This is a genomic window from Microbacterium sp. 22195 (assembly GCF_052056515.1).
Taxonomy (GTDB): domain Bacteria; phylum Actinomycetota; class Actinomycetes; order Actinomycetales; family Microbacteriaceae; genus Microbacterium.
Genome location: NZ_JBQEPE010000004.1, coordinates 274,350 through 294,604 on the forward strand (window position 1 = coordinate 274,350; position 20,255 = coordinate 294,604).

Annotated in this window: 21 protein-coding genes; 4 read left to right on the plus strand and 17 right to left on the minus strand. The window is 69.6% G+C overall.

Going from position 1 to position 20,255, the window contains the following annotated elements:
* Both ACTJJ4_RS13945 and ACTJJ4_RS13950 read right to left on the minus strand, forming a co-directional pair.
* Positions 1–681: a sirohydrochlorin chelatase gene (locus ACTJJ4_RS13945; protein ID WP_440943891.1), complete on the minus strand. Its 681-nt coding sequence runs from the start codon at positions 679–681 to the stop codon at positions 1–3.
* Positions 682–690: 9 nt separating this feature from the next.
* Positions 691–1,623, minus strand: coding sequence for a LysR family transcriptional regulator (locus ACTJJ4_RS13950; RefSeq protein WP_440943892.1), 933 nt, complete (start codon positions 1,621–1,623; stop codon positions 691–693).
* An 83-nt stretch (positions 1,624–1,706) separates the two neighbouring features.
* On the opposite strand from ACTJJ4_RS13950, the gene ACTJJ4_RS13955 reads away from it, so the two are divergent.
* Positions 1,707–2,774, plus strand: a complete 1,068-nt coding sequence (locus tag ACTJJ4_RS13955) for a YeiH family protein (protein ID WP_440943893.1) — start codon at positions 1,707–1,709, stop codon at positions 2,772–2,774.
* A gap of 21 nt (positions 2,775–2,795) precedes the next feature.
* On the opposite strand, the gene ACTJJ4_RS13960 is transcribed toward ACTJJ4_RS13955, so the two are convergent.
* The 6 genes from ACTJJ4_RS13960 to ACTJJ4_RS13985 form a co-directional block, all read right to left on the minus strand.
* A complete protein-coding gene (locus ACTJJ4_RS13960; RefSeq protein ID WP_440943894.1) occupies positions 2,796–3,980 on the minus strand; it encodes a hypothetical protein in 1,185 nt (394 codons plus the stop codon).
* Positions 3,977–4,993, minus strand: a complete 1,017-nt coding sequence (gene corA, locus ACTJJ4_RS13965) for a magnesium/cobalt transporter CorA (RefSeq protein ID WP_440943895.1) — start codon at positions 4,991–4,993, stop codon at positions 3,977–3,979. The genes ACTJJ4_RS13960 and corA overlap by 4 nt, the downstream gene beginning before the upstream one ends.
* Positions 4,994–5,106: 113 nt before the next feature.
* Positions 5,107–5,676: a copper resistance CopC family protein gene (locus tag ACTJJ4_RS13970; protein WP_440943896.1), complete on the minus strand. Its 570-nt coding sequence runs from the start codon at positions 5,674–5,676 to the stop codon at positions 5,107–5,109.
* A 128-nt stretch (positions 5,677–5,804) separates the two neighbouring features.
* A complete protein-coding gene (locus ACTJJ4_RS13975; protein WP_440943897.1) occupies positions 5,805–6,398 on the minus strand; it encodes a hypothetical protein in 594 nt (197 codons plus the stop codon).
* A gap of 157 nt (positions 6,399–6,555) precedes the next feature.
* Positions 6,556–7,839 (minus strand): serine hydrolase domain-containing protein, encoded by a 1,284-nt coding sequence (locus ACTJJ4_RS13980; RefSeq protein WP_440943898.1) that lies wholly within the window; start codon positions 7,837–7,839, stop codon positions 6,556–6,558.
* Positions 7,840–7,901: 62 nt separating this feature from the next.
* Positions 7,902–9,284: an ATP-dependent DNA helicase gene (locus tag ACTJJ4_RS13985; protein WP_440943899.1), complete on the minus strand. Its 1,383-nt coding sequence runs from the start codon at positions 9,282–9,284 to the stop codon at positions 7,902–7,904.
* Positions 9,285–9,354: 70 nt separating this feature from the next.
* Here ACTJJ4_RS13985 and ACTJJ4_RS13990 point away from each other — a divergent pair, with 70 nt between their 5' ends.
* The gene (locus ACTJJ4_RS13990; protein ID WP_292697173.1) at positions 9,355–10,428 is read left to right on the plus strand and encodes a hypothetical protein; all 1,074 of its coding nucleotides are present in this window, start codon (positions 9,355–9,357) and stop codon (positions 10,426–10,428) included.
* Positions 10,429–10,449: 21 nt separating this feature from the next.
* Here the strand turns inward: ACTJJ4_RS13990 and ACTJJ4_RS13995 are convergent, their stop codons facing one another.
* The 8 genes from ACTJJ4_RS13995 to ACTJJ4_RS14030 all read right to left on the minus strand — a co-directional run bounded on the left by ACTJJ4_RS13995 (position 10,450) and on the right by ACTJJ4_RS14030 (position 17,096).
* Positions 10,450–12,456, minus strand: a complete 2,007-nt coding sequence (locus ACTJJ4_RS13995) for a cytochrome c oxidase assembly protein (RefSeq protein WP_440943900.1) — start codon at positions 12,454–12,456, stop codon at positions 10,450–10,452.
* Positions 12,457–12,605: 149 nt separating this feature from the next.
* Positions 12,606–12,893, minus strand: coding sequence for an HU family DNA-binding protein (locus ACTJJ4_RS14000; RefSeq protein WP_285638350.1), 288 nt, complete (start codon positions 12,891–12,893; stop codon positions 12,606–12,608).
* A gap of 258 nt (positions 12,894–13,151) precedes the next feature.
* Positions 13,152–13,457, minus strand: a complete 306-nt coding sequence (gene rpsN / locus ACTJJ4_RS14005) for a 30S ribosomal protein S14 (RefSeq protein WP_292704185.1) — start codon at positions 13,455–13,457, stop codon at positions 13,152–13,154.
* Positions 13,458–13,460: 3 nt separating this feature from the next.
* Positions 13,461–13,631: a 50S ribosomal protein L33 gene (gene rpmG, locus ACTJJ4_RS14010; protein ID WP_045250846.1), complete on the minus strand. Its 171-nt coding sequence runs from the start codon at positions 13,629–13,631 to the stop codon at positions 13,461–13,463.
* Positions 13,631–13,867: a 50S ribosomal protein L28 gene (gene rpmB / locus ACTJJ4_RS14015; protein WP_285638363.1), complete on the minus strand. Its 237-nt coding sequence runs from the start codon at positions 13,865–13,867 to the stop codon at positions 13,631–13,633. Before rpmB ends, rpmG begins: the two co-directional genes overlap by 1 nt.
* Before the next feature lie 159 nt (positions 13,868–14,026).
* A complete protein-coding gene (locus ACTJJ4_RS14020; protein ID WP_440943901.1) occupies positions 14,027–14,911 on the minus strand; it encodes a carbohydrate ABC transporter permease in 885 nt (294 codons plus the stop codon).
* Positions 14,908–15,837, minus strand: a complete 930-nt coding sequence (locus ACTJJ4_RS14025) for a carbohydrate ABC transporter permease (protein WP_440943902.1) — start codon at positions 15,835–15,837, stop codon at positions 14,908–14,910. The genes ACTJJ4_RS14020 and ACTJJ4_RS14025 overlap by 4 nt, the downstream gene beginning before the upstream one ends.
* Positions 15,834–17,096, minus strand: coding sequence for an ABC transporter substrate-binding protein (locus ACTJJ4_RS14030; protein ID WP_440943903.1), 1,263 nt, complete (start codon positions 17,094–17,096; stop codon positions 15,834–15,836). The genes ACTJJ4_RS14025 and ACTJJ4_RS14030 overlap by 4 nt, the downstream gene beginning before the upstream one ends.
* Positions 17,097–17,286: 190 nt before the next feature.
* On the opposite strand from ACTJJ4_RS14030, the gene ACTJJ4_RS14035 reads away from it, so the two are divergent.
* Complete coding sequence (locus ACTJJ4_RS14035) at positions 17,287–18,495, plus strand: Gfo/Idh/MocA family protein (RefSeq protein ID WP_440943904.1); 1,209 nt, start codon at positions 17,287–17,289, stop codon at positions 18,493–18,495.
* On the plus strand, positions 18,485–19,489 hold the full coding sequence (locus ACTJJ4_RS14040; protein WP_440943905.1) for a LacI family DNA-binding transcriptional regulator: 1,005 nt from the start codon (positions 18,485–18,487) through the stop codon (positions 19,487–19,489). The genes ACTJJ4_RS14035 and ACTJJ4_RS14040 overlap by 11 nt, the downstream gene beginning before the upstream one ends.
* Before the next feature lie 36 nt (positions 19,490–19,525).
* On the opposite strand, the gene ACTJJ4_RS14045 is transcribed toward ACTJJ4_RS14040, so the two are convergent.
* The gene (locus ACTJJ4_RS14045) at positions 19,526–20,230 is read right to left on the minus strand and encodes a DNA-3-methyladenine glycosylase (RefSeq protein WP_440943906.1); all 705 of its coding nucleotides are present in this window, start codon (positions 20,228–20,230) and stop codon (positions 19,526–19,528) included.
* Positions 20,231–20,255 lie beyond the last annotated feature (25 nt).

Below are 20,255 nucleotides of genomic sequence, written 5' to 3' on the forward strand. Positions count from 1 at the left end.
CTATCCGCGCGCGTGATGGAGATGTGCGGCGGCGGTGCGGAAGCGGTCCAGGACCAGCTCCACGAGCTCGGCCGGCACCGCGGCGCCGTCCAGCAGCGGAGCCGAGATCGGACGCCCGTCCGCGCGCTTCACGGCGAGATCGAAGAAGTACCCGCGCGCGAGCAGGTAGGTGGACACCACGGCATCCGGATGCTGCGTGAGCAGCGCCCCGAGCTCGGGTTCACGCGCCGCCAGATAGCCGATCCGCACCGGACGCCGCAGCCGCGCGGCGAGCAGCTGCGCCATCCCGTCGGCGTCGGTCGCGGAGCGGTCGTCGCGGGAACCGGCGACGGCGAGGACGATCTCGTCCCCCATCGGGAGACGGCGGGCCAGCACCTCCGCGAGACGCGCATCGGGACCGAGGGGGTCGGCGACCACGGCATCCGGCCGACCCGCCACGATCCCGTGCAGGTCGTGGAAGACGTGGAAGCCGCTCGAGAGCAGCAGCGGCAGGACGACGACCGGCCCATCGATCGCGGCGAGCGCACCGTCGGCATCCGGTTCCTGCACGTCGACGAAGGCCTCGTGTACCTCGAGCTCCGGGGCGGCCGCGCGAACCGCGTCGACCAGCGCCCGCACGTCGGCGGCGCCCCTCGCGTCCGACGTGCCGTGCGAGACGGCGAGCAGCGCGGGCTGGTGCATCTCCGGATTCTAACCGCGCTCCGGGCCGGGCGGCTGACGAACGGCCACCTCGATCAGCTCACGGCTGGTCGGCGTCAGGTCGCGCGTCCCGCCGCGCCACAGGGCGGTGATGGGGCGCAGCAGCGGAGCATCCGCCAGCGGCACCTCTACCAGCCTCCCGAGCCGGATGTCGTCGGCGACCGCCCTCCGGGAGAGCACCGCCGGGCCGAGCCCCTCCGCCACCGCGGAGCGCACGGCGGCCGAGCTCGACAGCACCGCGACCGGATCGGCGGGTTCCCGGTACAGACGTGAGCGCACCTCGTCCTCCCACGCCTGACGAGTGCCGCTGCCGGATTCGCGCGCGACCAGGGGCGCGTCCGCGACATCCTCCAGCATCACCCGCCGCGTGGCCCAGGCATGCCCAGGGGCGACGACCAGCGCCAGTTCATCGGTGCAGATCGTGGTGTGCGCGAGCCCGGGCGGGATGACTGGCGACTCGATCACGCCCAGCTCGGCTCGGCCGTCGCGCACCAGCTGCACGACCTCGGCGCTGTTCGCCGTCAGGAGCCGCACGGCCGTCGGGGTCCGTCCGTCGCGCACGTGACGCTCGCGCAGCGCGACCAGCCACCGCGGAATCATGTGGGCGGCGACCGTCTGACTGGCCGCGACGACGAGTTCACGGCGACGCACATCGCGCAGGGTCTCGGCGCCGGCGCGGAACCGCTCGACGCCGGCGAGAACATCGGCGGCCCAGGAGGCGACGGCCTCGCCGTCGGCGGTGGGCGCGACGCCCCGCGGCGTGCGCAGGAACAGCTCGAGACCCAGCATCCGCTCCACAGCCCTCAGCCGAGCGGATGCCGATTGCTGCGACACCCCGCACTGCCGCGCCGCCGCCGAGATGGAGCCGGTGCGCACGGCCGCGTCGAGCAGCTGGAGCGCACCGAGATCGGGGACGTCACGCATCCCGCCATGCTACAACTCCAGCCTGTACCCCTATCGGAACGTGCCGTCTACCACGCATCAGCCCGGCGGCCGAAGGTGGAATGGTGCAGTTCTCCCCCGTGCAGACCCTCCCCACCCGGCTCGCCCGACGCGGCATCGATGTGTTCCCCGGCGTTCTCCTCACAGCGGCCATCGCCCTCGTCTCCACGGGCATCGGCACGATCTGGCCGGTGCTCGGCTCGGCGGTGCCGGCGATCGTCATCGGGGTGCTGCTGTCGGTGCTGCGGCCGCGGATCATGGCGGGGCGTGAGAAGGCGGATGCCCGCATCCAGCCCGGCATCGCCTACTCCGGCAAGTTCCTGCTGCAGCTCGCCGTGGTCGTGCTGGGCGTGCAGCTGTCGATCGGCTCGATCGCGAAGGTCGGCCTGGAGTCGCTGCCGATCATGCTCACCACCCTCACCGCGTGTCTCGTGGGCGCGTGGCTGCTGGGGCGGATGCTGGGCACCGAGCGGCGGCTGACCACCCTGATCGGCGTGGGTACCGGCATCTGCGGGGCATCCGCGATCGCCGCCGTCTCGCCGGTGATCGGCGCGGCGAGCGCCGAGATCGCCTACGCCGTCTCGACGATCTTCCTGTTCAACATCCTCGCGGTGCTGATCTTCCCGCTCATCGGCCACGCGCTGAACCTCGACCCGCACACGTTCGGTCTGTTCGCGGGCACCGCGGTCAACGACACCAGCTCGGTGGTCGCGGCGGCGGGAGTGTTCGCCACCTCGGCACTGGGCTATGCGGTGGTCGTCAAGCTCGTGCGCACCCTCATGATCATCCCGATCAGCGTCGGCCTGTCGGTCATGGAGGCGCGCCGCAGCGCGGACGGCCAGAGGCTGACCGGCCGGCGCATCGCGAAGCTCGTCCCATGGTTCCTGATCGGGTTCGTCGTCGTGGCGCTGATCAACTCCACGGGCCTGATCCCCGACGCCCCGCGCCAGGCGCTCGTGCACGCGAGCGTGTTCCTGATCGCGATGGCTCTGGCCGGCATCGGCCTGTCCACCGACATCCCGGCGCTGCGCCGCGCCGGCTGGCGTCCGCTGGCGCTCGGCGGGATGCTGTGGGTGCTGGTGACCCTCACCGCCCTGGCGACCATCGCCGCGACCGCGGCCCTGCGCGGCTGAACGCTCTCCCGCGTACCGGCGTCACGCCCGCAGTGCGTCGCGCACCGCGATCGCACGGCGCATGTCGGCCATGATCGGATCGAAGAAGCGCTCCCGATAGCGCGCCTCGCTCACCGCGGAGAACACGAACGGAAGCGTCGCGATCACCGAGAGCAGAGCGGCGGCCTTCAGCAGATTCACCGTGATCGGCAGCGTCGCCGACGCCACCTCGATGCGCACGACCTCCAACGGCATCGAAGCCGACCCGGCTCCCACCCACAGCTCGACCACACCGTACGGGATCGCGATCGCACCGATCACCACCAGCAGCATCCAGAGCAGTGCGGCGAAGAAGACCGCCTGCAGCACCTGCGCCACCGCCATGACGAGGAGCAGGTTGATCCGCTGGGCGCGGTGCAGGGGACGATGCGGAGTGCTCTCCCGCATCCAGCCCTCGGCCGGCGTGCCGACGACGAGCGCCAGCCGGTGCTCGTGACCCTGCACGTGCATGTCGTCGTCGAGCTCCTTGGCGCACACGCTCAGCACGACCACCACCGCGAGGGCGCCGACGACGAGGGCCACCGTCCAGATCGACCGCCAGCCGAGAGCGGATGCCATCTGCCACACCTCGCCCGAGAAGAACGCGAAGACCACGAGCATCAGGATCACCGGGAGCGCGATCGACGCCATGTAGCCGATCGCCGAGACGTTGCGCACCGCCAGACGCGAAGCCCAGGTGAGCAGGGCGCCTCCGCCCATGCCTGTGAAGAGCACGCAGCCCAGCACCAGCGCCAGCGCCGACAGCACCGGTCCGACCGTGGCATCCGGCGTCATCAGGTATCCGCCGACGATCAGCCCGGCCAGGCACAGCACGATGGCGGCCGTCGCCACGGTCGTGCCGACCGGGGGTCGCAGCCGGCGCAGCAGCCCCCGCAGGAGGGCGTAGGCGGTCCAGGCGATCGCCAGCGCGATGCCGATCAGCACGAGCACGCTCGCGAAGATCGCCCACTCGTCGGTGCCGAAGAACTCGACCGCGACCTCGATCGCATCGTCGACGAGGTCCTGCAGCAGGAAGCGCGCGACGGTCACCGACGCGATCAGCGGTGCGACCCGCCGCGGCAGGTCGGTGAACCATCTGCGCAGCGGGACGAAGGTCGGCAGCCCCATCAGGCGGAACCACAGATCGGCGCCGCGCTGGTCCGCGCGAGTGCGCGGCGGCGTGCTCACAGCCACCCCTTGCGCTTGAACACCAGGTACAGCCCGCCTCCGAACGCGACCATCGCGGCGATCGCCAGCGGATAGCCGAACGTCCAGTGCAGCTCGGGCATCACGCGGAAGTTCATGCCGTAGATCGCGCCGATCAGGGTGGGCGCGAAGAGGATCGCCGCCCAGCTGGAGATCCTCTTCATCTGGTCGCCCTGACGGATGCTCTCCTCCGTCATGCGCTTCATCTCGTCGTTCTGCCGTCGGGCGACGATCGTGGATGCCACGGTCAGGGCGTTGTCGAGGATCGACCGGAAGCTCGCGGAGCGCTCGGCGACGCGGATCGCGTGGTCGTGCACATCCCTCAGGTAGCGCTGCAGCTCCTCATCGGCGGCGTACTTCACGCCGCCCCGCAGCAGCGCCTCGACCATCGAGGTCAGCGGCTGGACAGCGCGCTGGAAGTCGATCACCTCGCGACCCAGTTCGTAGATGCGCTGCGTCGCGTCGACGTCCTCGACGAACAGCTGGCTCTCGATCTCGTCGATGTCGTTCTCGAGCCCGGCGAGCACGGGTGCGTACTGGTCCACGACCTCATCGAGGATCGCGTACAGCACGGCCTCCGGTCCGCGGGCCAGCAGCTCCGGGTCGGACTCGAGGCGATGCCGCACCCTGCCGAGGTCGGGCGCTTCGGCATGACGCACGGTGACCACGAAGTCGGGACCGACGAAGACGTGCACCTCGCCGAACTCCACCTCCTCCTCGGCGTCCAGGTAGCGGGCCGGACGCAGCACGACGAACAGGTGCTCGCCGTAGCGCTCGATCTTGGGCCGCTGGTGGCCGACCAGGGCGTCCTCGACCGCCAGCTCGTGCAGTCCGAACTCGTTCGCGACCGAGGCCAGCTCGTCGCCGTCGGGTCGGTACAGCCCGATCCAGCCCATCCCGCCGCGGGAGCGCATCAGCTCGAACGTCTCGTCCAGGCTGGCCGGGTTCTCCGTGCGGACCCCGTCCACATAGATCCCGTTGTCGATGATCGCCATGCGGTTCCTCCCGGCCCGACCGTATCAGCAGCACCCGCTTCCCGTTCCGGTATGAGAAAGTGTCGCCCGGATGGCCTCCGGGCGACACTTTCCCATACGGGAGCGAGCGGGAATCAGCGCTTCCGGCGGGCGGCGATCACGATGACGACGATCACGGCGATCAGCAGCACGACGCCCAGGCCGATCAGCAGCGGCCACGGCGCGGACTCCGTCTCCGCGGGCTCGGCGGGCGGCTGGGTGCTCGCGGGCGTCATGGGCTGTGCGCTCTCGGAGGGCGCAGCGCTCGGCGTCGGCGCCTCGGCCGCGGCGATCGAGAACGAGTACTCGCCGGACGTCGGGTGGCCGTCGCTGGAGACGACCTTCCAGGTCACGTCGTACGCCCCGTTGGGCATGTCCTTCTTCAGCGGGACCGTGACCGTGTCGGCGGTGACCACCGGAGCGCCGGCCACCCAGTCCTCGCCTGCCGAGTCGACCACGGTCATCGCCGTGCCGCTGTTGTCGGAGAGCGCCAGCAGGTTGTTCGAGAACGTGAGCACGACCTGGTCGGGCGCGGTGGTGAGCTGCTCGTCGGCGGCGGGCGTGCTCGACACGATCTGGTCGTGAGCGGATGCCGGGGCGGCGACGGCCAGGACGGCGGCGACGGCCACGGCGGCCCCCACCAGTGCGGTGCGGATGCGGAACATGGGAAACCTTTCTTCGGATGCCGCTGAGCGGCGTCTGCGTCTGTGATGGCGCGGGTGAGCGCCGGATGCCGCGAGCGCGGCGGATGCACGCCGGAACCGCACAGGGCGGAAGGCGGCGGCATCGGATGTCAGACCAGACGCGGAGGCCCCCGTCGGCGCAGAGCGCCCAGATGCACCTCGCGCACGCGCGGAGCGGTGAGCACGGCCCATCGACGCCGAACCGGCGTCACGGTGCGCACCGCGTCGACCGCCGGCACGGCGCGGGCGAGCCAGGTCCCCACGGTGCGTGCGACCGTCAGCAGTGCACGGACGATCAGCTCGCCCCTGTGCAGCACCGCGATCGTCAGAGCGGCCGCAGCAGCGTGCGCGAGCCACATCGCCGCATCCTGCGGCAGCAGCACCGGAGCGCCGCCCGTGAACGACAGCGGCACCACGCCGTGCACGTGGGGGCTGAGGCCGCCCCGCGGCGTGATGCTGCCCAGCACGAAGAGCACGTGGAAGAGCAGCTGGGACACGATCACCGATGCGCTCAGCCTCAGCAGCGACAGCCGATGCCCGGCCAGCAGCGTGCACGCCGTCAGCGACAGCAGCCACGGCACGGCGATGCCCAGCATCCCGGGCATGTCGCCGCCGACCCAGACGTGCGAGGCCAGTGCGACGAACGTCGCGAGCGTGGCGCCGACGAACCCGCGCAGCAGCGGGACTCTACGTGAGGGGCGCACCCCTCCATCTTTTCACGCCCCTAGCGAGGGCTGCGGACCGGTGCGCCAGCACAACCCTTCACGCCCCCAGCGAGGGCGTCAAGCGCCGAGCCACCACCCGAATCGTGGTGATCCGGATGGTGGCTCGGGGATTCCGTGGTGGCTCGTGGCCGAGGGGTCAGCCGGCCTTGCAGATCGCGCCGTCGGTGATGGCCTTCGCATACTGCTCGGCGGTGAACGGCAGGCCGAAGTCCGGGGCGGTCTCGCCCTTGGCGGCGGGCGCCTTCGAGGCGATCGCGGCGAGCTCCCACGCCAGGTAGGCGGCGAAGGCTCCGCCGGCGCTGGAATCGTTCAGGGTGACAGCCACGGTGAAGCCGGTCGCAGGGTCGGAGTACGCGGCGGTCGCGTAACCGGGGACCCAGCCGTGCTGACCGACCATCGAGCCCACGAGGTACGCGCCGCCGGTGGCCTGGAACCAGGCCGGCGCGTCCGCTGCGGCCGGCAGCGGCTTCTCGAACCGGCCGGGCTTGGCATCCTTGTCGCGCAGCGCCTGGCGCGCCTCGGCCTGCGCGTAGCGGCCCAGGTCCTCGATCGTGGAGACCGCGCCGGAATCGGTGAAGCCGATGCTCGACGAGCTCTTGGTGATGTCGACCGGCGCGGCGCAGTTGTACCCGCCACCCTCCGCGGGCGGCAGGTACGCGCCCTTCAGCGCCGGTGCCGGCTCGGGCTCCGCCGACGCCGGAGACGGCAGCGACGTCGACTCGAGGCCCAGCGGGGTCGTCACGTACTTCTTGATGAGCTGCGAGGCGGTCAGGCCCGACTCGCGCTCGAGGGCGAGTCCGAGCATGAGGTAGTTCGCGTCGGAGTCGCGGTACGCCGTGTGCGCCGGACCGCGCTGCTGGCCGAGGCCGAAGCTCGCCAGCTGCAGCGGCGCCCACTGGCGATCAGGGGTGTTCAGCCAGTACGGCTTCGCCGTCTCCGCCGAGGAGCCGACGCCGCTGGTGCCGTTGCACAGGTCGAGCAGGGTGATGTCGCCCAGGTCCGCGACGCCGGAGACGTACTTCGGCACCTTGGCGTCGAGCTTGATGTCACCGGCATCCGCCATGCCGTACAGCACGTCGCAGGTCATCATGCGGGTCACCGCGGCGATGCGGAACGACATGTCCTTGGTGACCTTGGTCTTGTTGCCGGCTGCCTGGGTGCCGAGACCCGTCACCCACTGCCCGCTCCACGGCACCCACACGCCCACGATCGCCCCGGATGAGCCGGTGGCCGTCATGGCCTGCTGCACTGCGGTCTGCAGCTGCGCGGTCATGTCGTCGGGGAGCGAGCCCGCAGCCTGCTTCGGCGGCGTGTAGGTGAGCTCGGGCTGCGAGGATCCCGTGCACCCGGTGAGAGCGAGAGCGAGGGCGACGGCGCCGACGACGGCGGCACGCAGGCGGCGCGACGAACGAAGATGCATGTATCGACTCTCCCGGGGTTGGACCCTCCGAGTCTAGAGTGCGGATGCTGGGAGCACGCCGCTCAGGCCTTCGCGACCTGCTCGGTCTGCCTGGCCTCCCACGCCTCCCGCATGAAGCGGCGCACGTCCTCGTCCACCTGGATGTCGCGCGGACGCAGCGGCCGGGACAGGTACAGGCCGTCGAGCGAGGTGAGCCGCGACAGAGCCACATAGGTCTGGCCGGGCGCGAACGCCCCCGATCCCAGGTCGACGATCGCCCGGTCGTAGGTCTTGCCCTGCGACTTGTGGATCGTCACCGCCCAGGCCAGTCGCAGCGGGAACTGCGTGAACTCGGCGACCACCTCGCGGGAGAGCGTCTTGGTGCCCGGGTTGTAGGCGTACCGCAGCCTCTCCCAGACGGCGGGCTCGACGTCGAACTCGTCGCCGTCGATGTCCACCCGCACGGTGCCGCCGAGGATGCGGGTGACCGTGCCGATCGAGCCGTTCACCCAGCGCGGCGGCTCGCCCTGCATGCCCACGTCGTTGCGCAGGAACATCACCTGCGCGCCGACCTTGAGCTTCAGCTCGGCATCCGCCGGGTAGTTGCCCTCCCCACGACCGAAATCGCCGCTGACCTCGGCGTGCGCGGTCTGCTCCCGGCCGGCGAGAGCGGCGAGATGGCGGCTGTTGATGCTGTTGACGATGTCGTTGCGGGTCGCGAGAGTGATGATCGGCGGCTCCCCCGGCTCGGGGTCGGGAGGCGTGCGCGCCCCGCGCTCGTTCAGCACGTCAGCGATGTCCTTGGTCACCCGGCCGTACCGCACGGCGTTCAGCATCGACTTGAATCCGTCGTCGGACTGCCGGTGGATCTGCACCAGCTCGTGCACGTGCAGCTTCGCGCCGTGCTCGCCGATGTCCAGCATCCCGCCGCCGTCTCCGGCGAGCCCGCCGGTCCAGACCTTCGCGTCGAAGAACCAGAACGACCGGTAGTGGTCCTGGATGTAGCGCAGCTCGTCGCCCCGCGGCGGCACGGGCGCCAGCTGGTAGGGGTCTCCGAACATGACCACCTGCACGCCGCCGAACGGGATGCCGCGCTTGCCACGCGCCTGCCGCAGAGATCGGTCGATCGCGTCCATCAGGTCGGCGTTCACCATCGAGATCTCATCGATCACGAGCGTCTGGATGGCGTTGAGGATGCGGCGGGTGGCATCCGACTGCTCGATCTCGCTCTCGGCGATCAACCCGATCGGCAGGCGGAACAGCGAGTGGATCGTCTGACCCTCGACGTTCAGGGCGGCCACGCCCGTCGGCGCGCAGATCGCGATCTGCTTCTGGGTGTTCCAGGCGAAGTGCTGCAGCAGGGTCGATTTGCCCGTGCCGGCCCGGCCCGTGATGAACACGTGCTCGTCGGTGTCCTCGATCAGACGGAACAGCGCCTGCTGTTCATCGGAGAGGGTCACGGACACGCACCCCATGTTAAGTCCTCTGTGTCGCCGCTCGGCTCCGTCCCAGCCCCCGCTCCCTAGACTTGTCGGCATGATGCAGGGTCGGGGGGTGTCACGGCGACGTTCTGCGCTCCGCACCGACCTGACGATCCTCGGGGTCGTGGGGGTGCTGCTCATCGCTGCGCTCGGCGCCGGGGGCATGTCGCTGTACCAGCAGGTGTACAGCCCGTCCGCGTTCGTGCAGCGCTATCTGGACCTGCTCGCCTCCGGCCGTGCGGCCGACGCGCTTCAGGTGCCGGGCGTCTCGGTGGACCTGTCCATCAAGAAGGACACCGACATCCATGCCACAGCATCCGAGGCACTGCTGCGCACCGCCGCCCTCGCGCAGCTGACCGACTACACGGTCACGTCAGAGACGCAGAAGGGCGGCGTCTACCGCGTCTCGACCGCGTACCGCGCGGGCGGCGTGCGCGGCACCTCCACCTACCGGGTGGTGCAGGACGGCTGGGTGGGCGTGGTGCCGAACTGGCGGTTCGAGCGCAGCCCGATCGCCGAGGTCGAGCTCACCGTGCGCGGCGCGGACGTCTTCAAGGTGAACGGCTTCGAGCTGGACCGCCGTCAGGTGTCGGACAAGGGCGCGGGCGCTTCGCCGCTCGACCCGCTGCATCTGCTGGTCTTCACTCCCGGGGCGTACTCGGTGACCGTCGACACGCCGATCGCCGCGACGCCCGGAGTGCGCGTGCTCGCGGACAAGGCGCTCGCGCACACGCCGGTCGACGTGCAGGCGCAGCCGACCGCCAAGTTCACCGAGCTCGTGCAGCAGCGCGTCGGGGAGTTCCTCACCGCCTGCGCCACCCAGCAGGTGCTGCTGCCGACCGCCTGCCCGTTCGGGCTCGAGGTCTCCAACCGCCTCGCGGACGGCTCGCTGCCCAAGTGGTCCATCACCCAGCAGCCCGTGGTGACCGTGGTTCCCGACGGCGCGAACTGGAAGATCCCCCCGACGGATGCCGTCGCGCACATCGACGTCTCGATCAAGTCGGTCTTCGACGGCTCGGTGCGCAAGGTGTCCGAGGACGTGCCGTTCCAGATCGACGGCACGATCAGCATCCAACCCGACGGCACCGCCTCCATCCGGGTCGGCTCCCCGAACATCGACCCCGAGTAGCAGCGCCGTGGCCGCAGCGGATCAGGACCGCGATGCGGCGCGACGGTCCTGCTCGGCCAGCTTCGAGAGCCGGGCGTTGTACTCCGCCAGCTCGGCGTCCCCGTCGCGGTCGGCCGCCCGATCGCTGCGGCGCTGCAGCCTGTCATCCGATCGCGACCACTGGATCGCCACGGTGATCGCGAGGATCAGCGTCGGGATCTCGCCCACCGACCAGGCGATGCCGCCGCCGATGTACTGATCCTCCATGGGAGTCGGGCCCCAGGTGCGGCCCATCGAGCCGAACCACTCGGCGACCATGAGCCCGTTCTGCATCATCAGCGCCATGCCGAAGAACGCGTGCATGGCCATCACGGCGATCAGGGTGATCAGGCGCCCCGCGTGCGGCAGACGGTACGGCACCGGGTCGACGCCGACCAGCGACATCACGAACAGGTAGCCGGAGATGAGGAAGTGGATGACCATCCACTCGTGCCCGAGATGGTCGTACAGCGACCAGCGCACCAGGTCGGTGAAGTAGAAGGCCCACAGCGAGATGATGAAGATCGCCGCCGCGACGATCGGATGCGTGATCACCCGGGAGTACGGCGAGTGCACCGCCCACATGATCCACTCGCGAGCGCCGCGCGTGCCGTCCTCGCGCCTGTGGATCGCGCGCAGCGCCAGCGTGATCGGCGCGCCGCTGACCAGCAGCAGCGGGATCGCCATGCTCAGCACCATGTGGCCGGCCATGTGCACGCTGAACAGGTACTCCTGGTACGCGTTGAGCGGGCCCGAGGTGACCCAGAGCAGCAGGAGCATCCCCGACAGCCAGAAGATCGTGCGGTGCACGGGCCACGCGTCCCCGCGCCGGCGCAGGCGGACGACGCCGGCGATGTAGAAGAACACGGCGAAGCCGATCACGACGGCCCAGAGCACGTCGATGTCGTAGGAGGTGAACCAGCGGTCGAGGGTCAGCTCCGGAGGCAGGGGCGAATCGGTGAGCCGCTGCGCGGCGGTCGGATTGGCGGGAGACTGCTCGCCGACCGGCGGAGGCGTGCGTGCCAGCGCGGCGGCGGCGCCGGATGCCAGGCCCATCAGCAGCAGCTCGCCCAGGATGAGCGTCCAGAACGACCGCTTCTCGTCCGCGCCGCTGAGCCGGGGGATGAGCCGGCGGCGGTACCAGGCGCCGAACAGGCCCAGGCACAGCAGCAGGATCGCCTTGCCGAGCACGATCAGGCCGTAGGGCGAGAACAGCTCGCTCCAGCTGCCGAGCGCGACGACCGTGCGGGCGATGCCCGAGACGGCGACGACGATGAAGGCGATCAGCGCGATCGAGGAGTACCGCTCGACGAGGACCGGCAGATCCAGGGCATCCGCCTTCTTCGCCTTCCCGCTCGTCCGGTTCGTGGCGCTGCGCAGGATCACGAGCAGGATGATGCCGCCGACCCAGGCGGCGGCTCCGAGGGTGTGCAGCAGGATCGCGTTGACCGCGACGTTGTGCCCCTCCACGTCGCCGGAGTGACCCTGCGTCGCGAGCGGGAGGAAGGATGCCGCGGCGAGCCCGGCGGTCATGAGCGTGCCTGTCCAGCTGCGCCAGCCGAAGGCCAGAAGCGTGATCACGGCCCCCATCAGCACGGTGATCAGCCAGGCCTGACCGAGCGGAAGCGTGAGCAGGAACGTGCCGAGCTGCTCGCCGAAGGTGCGGTCGGCGGAGAGCTTGGGGTTGAACGCGGCGAGCAGCGTCATCCCGGCGGCGATCGCCGAGCTGACGGTGAAGACCGCTGCTCCCACGGATGCCGTGTCCAGGGCGATGTCATAGGGACGCGAACCGCTCCGCAGCGCGAACAGCGCGAGCACCAGGCAGCCCAGCATGGCGGCACCCGCGAGATTGGCGACCAGCTTGACGGCCGGCAGCCCCCACATCACGATGGGCCCCGGGTCCAGGAGCTTGGGCGGCACCGCGCCGCCGCCGACGACGAGCGCCGCGATCAGGCCGAACGCCGCGCCGGCGAGGAGGATCGCGAGGCCGACGAGACGGTACGACTTCACCCCTCCAGCCTACGGCGGTTGCCTGTGACCGCGGATCCGAGACCGCACGTGCGGAACGCGGGAGAGCACGGGCCCGCTCGCGCGGGTCGGCACTCGCCGGGCACGCAGAAGGCCGCCCCCGGAGGGACGGCCTTCGTGGCGGTGCGGTCTTACTTGACGGCAGCCTTCAGCTTGGAGCCGGCGGTCACCTTGACGCGCTTGCCAGCGGGGATCTTGATCTCGGCGCCGGTCTGCGGGTTGCGGCCGGTGCGGGCGGCGGTGGCCACCTGCTCGAACGAGATCCAGCCCGGGATCGAGACCTTGCTGCCCTTGGCGACAGCGTCGGAGACGGTGCCGAACAGCGAGTCGAGGACGCGCGAAACAGTGGCCTGGCTCTCGCCGGTGGCGGAAGCGATGCTCGCGACGAGCTCGGTCTTGGTGATGGACTTGTCAGCCATGTCATCCTCCAGCGACGACGGTCCGTCGCATCGTGTTGATTTCGGAGTTCCCCCCGTCGGTCGATCGACCGCCTCGAATGTATCAACCACAACCGACAAAACCGCGTCATTTCGCGGGTTTTGGCATGTTTCTCGGCGTTTCCATTCACTTCAGTCACATCAGTCACAGGTGTGGCGGCGTCACGACCAGACCGGGCACGGACTCCGGGTACGCGAAAGGGGCGAGGATCCGAAGATCCTCGCCCCTTCCCGCGGGTGTTACCAGCTCGACTTGGTGATGCCGGGCAGCTCGCCACGGTGGGCCATGTCACGGAAGCGGACACGCGAGATGCCGAACTTCGTGAGGACACCACGGGGGCGGCCGTCGATGGCGTCACGCGAACGCACGCGAACCGGCGACGCGTTGCGCGGCAGCTTCTGCAGGCCGACGCGAGCGGCCTCGCGGGCCTCGTCGGTGGCGTTCGGGTCGACCAGGGTCTTCTTCAGCTCGGCACGACGCTCCGCGTAGCGGGCGACGATGACCTTGCGCTGCTCGTTCTTGGCGATCTTGCTCTTCTTGGCCATGTCTTAACGCTCCTCTCGGAATTCGACGTGCTTGCGGACCACCGGGTCGTACTTCTTCAGCACGAGGCGGTCGGGGGTGTTGCGACGGTTCTTCTTGGTCACGTAGGTGTAACCGGTGCCTGCCGTCGAACGCAGCTTGATGATCGGACGGATGTCCTGAGCCTTCTTGGCCATTAGAGCTTCACACCCTTCGCCTGGAGGTCCGCGACAACCTTCTCGATGCCACGGGCGTCGATCACCTTGATGCCCTTGGCGGACACGTTCAGCGTGATCTTGCGACCGAGCGACGGAACGAAGTAGGTCTTCTTCTGCACGTTCGGGTCGAAGCGGCGCTTCGTCCGGCGGTGCGAGTGCGAGACGTTGTGACCGAAGCCGGGAACAGCACCGGTCACCTGGCACACTGCTGCCATGTTGTGACTCCTTCTATACCGTGAGGCCGGACGGCCTCACCCAAGATCCCTTGTCTGCATCCCACCCTCGAACACGGCCACAGGGCCGGGATGAAGGAGTGGGACACGAACTGCGCACAGGAGTGTGCACAGACAAGGAGTCAGCTTACCAGAACCGGATCACTTCTCCGAACCGGCGACCATGCCCTTGATGAAGTACTTCTGCAGCACGAGGTAGACGATCAGCACCGGCAAGGCGGAGAGCAGCGATGCCGCGGCCGCGGCACCCACGTCGCTCGACGTGGTGGAGAAGAACGTCGCGGTCGCGGGCGCAATCGTGCGCATCTCCGGGCTGCGCATCAGGTAGACGCTCAGTGCGTAGTCGTTCCACACATTCACGCTGGTGAGGATCACGACCGTGGCGGTGACGGGCTTGAGCATCGGCACCACCACGCGGAACAGCACCTGCACGGCGTTCGCGCCGTCGACCGACGCCGCCTCCTCGATCGAGATCGGCAGCCCGCGCATGAACGCGGTGTACAGGAAGATCGCCAGCGGCAGCTGGGTGGCCGTCATCACCAGGATCGTGCCCCAGTAGGTGTTGATGGCGTGCCACTGGCTCATCATCGAGTACAGCGGCACGAGGATCGACAGCGGCGGGATCATGATGAGCCCCACCACACCTGCCAGCACGAGCCGGTTGCCGATCGTGGGGCGCCGGGCCAGCGGGTAGGCGGCGAGCGCGCCGAGCACGCACACCAGCACGGTGGCGCCGAGAGTGACGATCGCGCTGTTGCCGATCGCTCGCAGGATGCCGCCCTGCTCGATCGCGGTGGCGAAGTTCTGCCAGTGGATGCCGGTGAACGGCGGCAGCCACTGCGAGGACAGGTCGCTGCGCGCCTTCATCGCCGAGGTGACGGTGATGTAGAACGGCAGCAGCTGCAGCAGCACCGCGAGCAGCACACCGGCACCGATCGCGAGTCGCGCCGGCCAGGGCGAGCGCGGAGCGGATGTCGCACGCCGGGCGTCGCCGGTCACCACGGATGCCGTGCTCGTCGCGCTCACAGCTGCTCCAGCCTTCGCCGGTTCAGCGCGGTGTTCAGCACGAGGGTGAACACCGCGATGATCAGGAACAGCACCACGCCCATCGCGGAGGCGTAGCCGGCGCGCTGACTGCCGAAGTACATCTTGGCGATCAGCGTCGACACCGAGTTCGTGGAGTATCCGGGCCCGCCGGCGGTGAGCACCTGGATCACGTCGAACAGCTTCATGCCGCCGATCAGATTGAGCACGATGCTCGTCGCGAACGCGGGCTGCAGCATCGGGAGCGTGATGCTGCGGAACGACTGCGCGGCGCCGGCGCCGTCGAGTCGCGCGGCCTCGTAGTACATGGTGGGGATCGACTGCAGGCCCGCGAGGTAGATCACCATCGAGATCCCGACGAACTGCAGCGAGTTCACCACCACGATCAGCGCGATCGCCGTGCCGGAATCGCTGAGCCACGCGGTGCGCTCACCGCCGAGCGCGATGACCAGGTCGTTGAGCCCGCCGCCGTTGTAGGCGAGGAACAGGTAGTACATCGTGCCCATCACGATCGGCGACACGAGCACGGGCAGGTAGATGATCGCCCGGGCGACGCCGCGCCCCCGCACATGCCGATCCAAGGCGAGCGCGAGTCCCAGTCCGATCACCTGCTGCAGCACGGTCGATCCGACCCCGTACAGGAAGGTGTTCCCGAGCGCGGTGCGGAAGTTGGGATCCTCGAACAGCCGCAGGTAGTTCGTCGCGCCCACGAAGGACCGGTCGGGCGAGTATCCGTCCCAGTTCGTCAGCGACAGCAGCACGCCGTTCAGCAGGGGCCAGAGCATGAACACGCCGAGCACGGCGAGCGCAGGCAGGTACAGCAGGTTGAGGCCGCGGCTCGCGAAACGGGGGACCAACCCCTCGGTCCCCCGTTTCGGCCTGTGCACCGTCCTGACGGTGGTCGTCATCCGCGCAGCGAGTCGTAGCTCGACTTCATCTGCTTCACGGCATCCGCCGGAGTCATCTGGCCGGTGAGCACGCCGTCGGTCGTGGTGACCATGGTGTCCCAGATGCCGTTGGGCAGGTAGACGCGGTCGAAGTACGGCTTGAGCGGCACGGTGCCCGGCTTGACGAACTGGTCGTAGCTGGCGGTGAGGATGCCGAGGTCGCTCTTCGCGTTCGTGAGGCCCGGGATGCCGCCGATCGAACTGGCGAGCTCGGAGAGGTTGTCGGGCTGGGCGAGGTAGGCGAGGTAGTCCAGGGCCTGCTTCTTGTTCGGGGAGGTCTTGGAGACCCCGTACGCCCGACCTTCACCGCCGACCAGGAACGGCTTGCCGTCCTCGGAGGGGATGGGCATGTAGCCCAGGTCGGCCTTCGGGTCGAAGCCCAGCGCGGTGGCGACCAGGTAGTTCTGCACGAACACGAAGCCGGTCTTGCCCTCGGCGAGCGCACGCCCGAGGTCGTCGGTGGTGGCCGAGGAGTAGTCGGGGTTGATCCAGCCGTCCTTCTGCCAGGTGGACAGGTGCTCGAGGATGCGGGTGTACCCGGATTCGTCGAAGGTGCCGTCCTTGAACCCGTCCAGCGCCTTCTCGCTGAAGTCCCCCGAGCCGATGAAGTCGGTGATGTTCCCGGCGAACCAGCTGTCCTTGCCTGAGGACGAGACGGGGGTGACCCCGGCGTCCTTCAGCGTCTTCAGCGCCGTCTCGAAGGCGGTCCAGTCCGTGAGCGTCGCCGGGTCGATGCCGGCGTCCTTCAGCACGGTGCGGTTGTAGACGATGCCGGCGACGTCGGTGTCGATCGGCAGCGCGAAGAACTGCCCGTCGGAGTTCTGCATCGCCGGCGCCAGGGCCTTGTTGAAGTCCTTCGCCCAGGGCTGACCGTCCAGCGGCTCGAGGAACTTGCTGTACCGCAGCAGCGACCAGCCGTGCGTGGCCCAGATGTCGGGGATGTCGTTCGACGAGAGCCGCACCTTGATGTCGTCCTCGTAGGTGTCGGTGGACGGGACCAGCTCGATCGTGACACCCGGATTGTCCTTCTCGTAAGCGTCGGTGATCTTCTTCAGCACCTTCAGGGACGGGTCGGTCGCGCCGAAGTTGGTCTGCATCTCGATCTTGACGCCACCCCCGGTGCCGCCGGAATCGCCGGAGCATCCGCTCAGGGCGAGAGCCGCGGTCGTGGCGACCGCCGCACCCGCAAGGAGCCGCTTCGAACTCAGGGATGTCTTCATATCTGGTCCTCACTATCCTCGGCGTCGCTGTCGATGGCGGAAAAAACTGATGCGCTTTCGCCCTGTTCGTGATACGTTACCCGCGTAGATCACTGGGGTATAGGGGGTCTCGGAACCGTTCTGAGGGGCACGATTCCGGGGCCTCCTTTCATGTTGACACCCGTAGACCCTCGATGGAAGACTCGGGCGCATGGCGTTCACCTTGGGGATCGTCGGGGCGGGCCAGTTCGCAGGCCAGTTCGCGACGCTCTTCCACCATCATCCCGGCGTGTCCGCGGTGCACATCACCGACGTGATCCCCGCACGCGCCGATGAGCTCGTGCACGCCGCGGGCCTGGCCGGCACCTTCGCCTCCTTCGAGGAGATGATCGCCTCCCCCGCGGTCGACGCCGTCGCCATCTTCACGCAGCGCTGGACGCACGGGCCGCTCGTCGTCCAGGCGCTGCGCGCGGGCAAGCACGTCTACTCGGCGGTGCCGATGGCGATCTCGGCCGACGAGATCGCCGCCATCATCGACGCGGTCCGCGAGACCGGGCTGACCTACATGATGGGCGAGACCAGCTACTACAACCCGTCCACCGTGTTCGCCCGCCAGAAGCTCGCCGAGGGCGCTTTCGGGCGGCTCTTCTACGGCGAGGGCGACTACGTCCATGACATGGATCTCGGCTTCTACGAGGCGTACCAGTACTCGGGCGGCGAGAACTGGAAGGCCACAGCCAGCTACCCGCCGCTGCTGTACCCCACCCACTCGATCGGCGGGGTGCTCGGCGCCTGGCCCACCTACGCCACGGCGGTCTCGGCCATCGGCGTCGTGGATCAGCGCGGCGACGGGGTGTTCGACCGCGCGGTGAGCCAGTTCGACAACGACTTCTCCAACGCGACCGCGCTGTTCGAGCTCGCCGCCGGCGGATCGATGCGCGTCAACGAGTTCCGCCGCGTCGGCTACCCCTCGCACCTGCGCGAGTCGCGGTTCCGCTGGTTCGGCACCGAGGGCTCGTTCGAGCAACTGGCGCTCACCACGGTGTGGCAGGACAAGACCGGCGTGGAGGACATCTCGCACCTCATCGACACGCACGCGTCCGTGGCGCACGACGATCCGTCACTCGCGCACGTGGCTCCCGCACTGCGCGATGCGTTCGTGTCCGGCTACGCCGCGATCCACGAGGCCGAGCGCGCCCGCATCCCCGCGGAGCTCATCCCCTTGCACAACGGACACGAGGGCAGTCACCATTTCCTCGTGGACGATTTCGTGCGGGCCGTGAACGAGAGCACACTGCCGCCGGTGAACGCCTGGCAGGCGGCGAGATTCACCCTTCCCGGAGTGATCGCGCACGAGTCCGCTCGTCGCGGCGGGGAGCGCCTCGCGATCCCCGACATGGGAGACCCGGATGCCCGCTGAGCGCCGTTCGCGCTCGGTGACCCGCGCCGATGTGGCGCGCTACGCCGGGGTGAGCACGGCGGTCGTCAGCTACGTGCTCAACGACGGCCCGAAGGCCGTCGCCCCGCTCACGAAAGAACGCGTGCTCGACGCCGTGCGCGTGCTGGGCTACCGCCCGAACGCCGCCGCCCGCGCGCTGTCGATGGGCTCCGCCGACATGTTCGGCCTGCTCGTGCACGACAACCGCAGCCCGTTCTTCGCCGAGCTCTGCCATGCCCTCGACCAGGCGACGGCGGATGCCGGCCGATCGCTGCTGATCGTGAACTCCGACCGCACGCAGACCTCCACGTCCGAGCAGATCCGCGACCTGGTGTCGCGGCAGATCGGCGGGCTGATCATCGCCGACGTGCTCACCGCGGGCGAGCAGTCGCTGGTGGAGTCGCTCGGCATCCCGGCCGTCGTGATCGGGCAGTTCGGCGAGACCGACGGCCTGCACAGCGTCGGCGTGGACTTCTCGGTGGGCGCCCGCGAGGCGACCGAGCACCTCATCGGCCACGGCTACCGCGAGATCGCGTTCGCCGGCAGCGCGGCCCGGTACGACGCACGCGAGCGCGGCTGGCGCGAGGCGCTCATCTCCGCGCACCTCCCGCTGGGTCCGCTCGTGCACACCCCGTTCACGTACCACGGCGGGTACGACGCGGCGGTGGAGCTGCTCGAGGGGGCGGTACGGCCCCGTGCGGTGCTGGCGGCATCCGATCAGATCGCGATCGGCATGCTCGCCGCCTTCGGCGAGCGCGGCATCCGCGTGCCCGACGACATCGCGATCGTGTCCTTCGACGGCACCGTGGTCGCCGACTTCGTGTGGCCGCGGCTCACCACGGCGGTGCAGCCGCTGGAGCAGATGGCGGATGCCGCGGTGCGACTGCTCCTGGAGCCGGATGCCGTGCGCGATCACCGCGCGTTCCGCACGCGGCTGCGCATCCGCGAATCCTGCGGCTGCACGGCATCCGCCTGACCCCCGCGCGCGAACGCGACCGCGTCCGAGCGCGGCTCAGGCCACGGGATCGCCGAGCTCGTCCCGCAGAGCGGCGGCCTCGGCCGCACCGCGTCCCCACCGGAACGGTGACACGGTCGGGTCGCCCGTGATCCAGAAGCGCCAGGGGAACGCGCTGGTCCCCGCGACGCCGGCCACACCGACGCGAGGGCCGGCGGACACGTCCGACAGGGGTTCGTCGAGCAGCAGCAGCCGCGCCACGGCCCCGTTCAGTTCGGCACCGGACACGAAGTCGATGCCGTCGTGCAGCGCGTGCCGCAGGCCGACGGCCTGGCCCAGCCGCCCCGGGCCGCGGGCGAGGTCGCGCAGCGCCGTCCGCCCGAGCGGCGTCTCGACGCCGCGGCGCGCAGCGGCGGCATCCGTCCCTTCGACCACTTCCCCGGCGCGCAGCAGCACACCTCCCGCCTCGCCCTCCGGGCCGCAGACGACGTTGACGCAGGAGTGGATGCCGTGGCTGAGGTACACGTAGAGGTGCCCCGGTTCGCCCCACATCGTGGCGTTGCGCGCGGTCGGTCCCATCCGCGCGTGCGAGCCGGGATCGGGCACGGCGCCGGTGCCCTTGCCGTGGTACGCCTCGACCTCGGTGATCCGCAGCCGGGTCTCGACGCCGTCGACGGCGGTGATCAGGTGCGCGCCGAGCAGCCGCGGGGCCACGTCCACAGGCAGGTCGACCAGCTCGGCGCGATCGGCGAGATGCGTCATGTCACCTCCTCTGCGGTCGGTGCTG